This is a genomic window from Vibrio sp. 1F279 (assembly GCF_041439815.1).
GTDB classification, from domain to species: domain Bacteria; phylum Pseudomonadota; class Gammaproteobacteria; order Enterobacterales; family Vibrionaceae; genus Vibrio; species Vibrio tasmaniensis_A.
Map to the genome: position 1 here is coordinate 1 of NZ_JBGOOU010000100.1, position 2,380 is coordinate 2,380.

Genomic DNA, 2,380 nt, shown 5'->3' on the forward strand with positions numbered 1-2,380 from the left:
GAGGGATGCGGGGGATCTGGAAATTGAAGGAAGAAAGCGAGAGGAAAAGCTAAAGGCTTCGCACCATTACGGTGCAATGCCTTTTATTTAACGTTAATCTTAAAATAAACCGATTGGACTTTTGGGATGTATATTTTTCTGGCGTTCTCGGTGCGTTTGGAAAACCCGCATTATAAGCGCCGACACTGTTCCAATAATAACCATGACTCGCAAAGTTAGAACTTAATACCCACGCACCTAATGAAACATTAAAACAAGGTTTGTAAATATTGGCTTTATTGACGTTAAATTCAGCCAATCGAGGAAACCAAATAGAGTTAATTTGCATGAGTCCAAAGTCACGACTGGTTACTTGACCTTTTTTATTTTTGTTTTCGTTATAAGCATTAGGATCAAGACTGCTTTCAACTTGTGCTATCGCTCGCAGCAAAGCTGGAGCAACATTATAATGTTGTCCTGCTTCATCAAAACAAAACGAATACCCAACACTTGGAAACACCGACAATAATAAGATTGATTTTTTCATAAACTAAAAAATGGAGTCCAAAGGAACTCCATTATATCGCGTGAATTGACGTCATCAATATTCATTCGGGAGCAAAATCGTAGTGCAACTACGATCACGCTTGGTAATTATCCAGACTTGTTCATTACAAATGGTGTAACTGGATAAAACCCGCTCGCCTGTCTTGGTGGCTTCATCATTGGTAAGTTTATCTTCAACACAGACATTTCCCCAATCACCATTTTGGTGACGATGTAAGTAAATCGGTAAATTCACACCAATATTGTTATTTAGCAGTTCAGCAATGCCTTGTGTACAAACGACTTGGCCAAGATCAAACGGCACAGCCGTACAAACATAATTTTTTTCTTTTATTTCTTCGTTACCTGATGTAAGATTTTTAATGTTCATTTTATTTACCCCTGTATTTAAATTGAATTTGCCTTGATATTTGATACAGCAAATATCAAGGCGCTTTACTTTTAGCGTTTAAGAAACGTCTTCCGTTTTACGAATGTGATTAAACACCTCATACACTTCATCGTAAGAAATACCATACCCTTCGAGACTTTCGACACAATCACAAATGTCATTGGTATAAAAACACTCGTGATTGAATAGCTCACGGCGAATGATCGCTTTTTTACCATTCTCTTCGATGTCTTCGGCGATCCCTTCTTGAGCAATAGAATCTAAACGGGTCATTAATTGCTTTACATTATCAACAGGGCAAATTAAACCCATACCTAACGACGCATATTTCACGCCCTCTTTTTTTGCTTCATCGAACTGTTTAGTGGAAAAGGCAAAAAATGCCCCTGCTTCATTAAATGCTAGCGTTTGTTTGTCTTGAACATAGTGAGAGAGATATTTCATGACTTACTCCTTACGTTAATACAAAATATCCCAGTAATTAAAACGGGCAACGGTGGAACGAAAAGAGGGCTCTCGAAGGGGTTGATACATCCTTCACAATAAAATTGTCAGTTAAGTCCCCTATTTTAAAGTGATGTAAGATACTCTTCTCAACCTCAGCCAGAGTGGATGGGTAGAACTTAGAATCACGCAGAGTAAATCCCGCGATTTTGAGTTCAGCTAAGGTAATATCGCTACACGGCGTAAGAGAAAAGCCGTGCTCTTCTCCCTCTGTACGCTGAGGAATACGCAGTAAAGAGATATCATTTTTTGGTGAGCTTTCGTGCCCAGCGGCGAAACGCTGGTCGCTGAAATTCGATTTAGAGAGAGTTGGGGTTGTATGTTGTTGTGCCATGAGGAGTTTCCTTTCTGTTTGAGTATCACTTTTATGGAGCCGCTTGGCTGTCCACACCTCAAACATGGTTCTTCTCTGCAGGGGCGCGAAGCGTTCATTTACCCTTGCAGAGAAGGTTCTGATTGAGGAGGGTTAACAGCCTGCGAGCCCCATCAAATGATGCGAGTCGAAAGGGAAATCGGCACATAAGACAGCAAGCCCTTACTCGAACTTAATTGAAATCAGTGAAAGGTAACGAGGAGGCACGACGAGGCGCAGCTACGCAGTAGCGCAGGCGTTCAGGATTGCAGCGATATCCTTTTAGATAGGGGCTGTAGAGAGGCACAGCCTGGGGCGGCACGCAGTGACTCACCAGGGTGATGCCACTCTTAGGCCATAGATGAAAGATACAAGCGAAAAGCCTTGCCCGAAGGGTAACGCCCAACTCAAGCCGTTACCACAACGCAGCACTTAAAATCAGCCTTAAACCGTCATAATAAAAAAGCCGCCTATCAAGCCCTATAAGACAAGAATCAACAAAACGACACCATGACAAAGCAATATAATCAAACATAGAGCAAATGGGCGTACTGTGGTACTGAGAGCCGTTTTGACGACCGCTTGCG

3 protein-coding genes and 1 pseudogene are annotated in these 2,380 nt (G+C 41.8%); all 4 read right to left on the reverse strand.

The annotated features are described in order from the left end of the window. Window positions 1-83: 83 nt before the first annotated feature. Window positions 84-526 (reverse strand): annotated as a pseudogene (locus ACED60_RS25465) (lytic transglycosylase domain-containing protein). 54 nt (window positions 527-580) lie between these two features. After that, window positions 581-916 (reverse strand): hypothetical protein, encoded by a 336-nt coding sequence (locus ACED60_RS25470; RefSeq protein WP_017103916.1) that lies wholly within the window; start codon window positions 914-916, stop codon window positions 581-583. A gap of 78 nt (window positions 917-994) precedes the next feature. Continuing rightward, window positions 995-1,381, reverse strand: a complete 387-nt coding sequence (locus ACED60_RS25475) for a hypothetical protein (RefSeq protein WP_371728721.1) — start codon at window positions 1,379-1,381, stop codon at window positions 995-997. Between the two features lie 37 nt (window positions 1,382-1,418). Continuing rightward, on the reverse strand, window positions 1,419-1,775 hold the full coding sequence (locus tag ACED60_RS25480; protein ID WP_102421257.1) for a hypothetical protein: 357 nt from the start codon (window positions 1,773-1,775) through the stop codon (window positions 1,419-1,421). Window positions 1,776-2,380: the final 605 nt, after the last annotated feature.

Excerpts from the sequence above, each read along its gene's own strand:
- ACED60_RS25470 (WP_017103916.1), bottom strand. The coding sequence starts at position 916 with ATGAACATTAAAAATCTTACATCAGGTAACGAAGAAATAAAAGAAAAA.
- ACED60_RS25480 (WP_102421257.1), bottom strand. The coding sequence starts at position 1,775 with ATGGCACAACAACATACAACCCCAACTCTCTCTAAATCGAATTTCAGC.
- ACED60_RS25475 (WP_371728721.1), bottom strand. The coding sequence starts at position 1,381 with ATGAAATATCTCTCTCACTATGTTCAAGACAAACAAACGCTAGCATTT.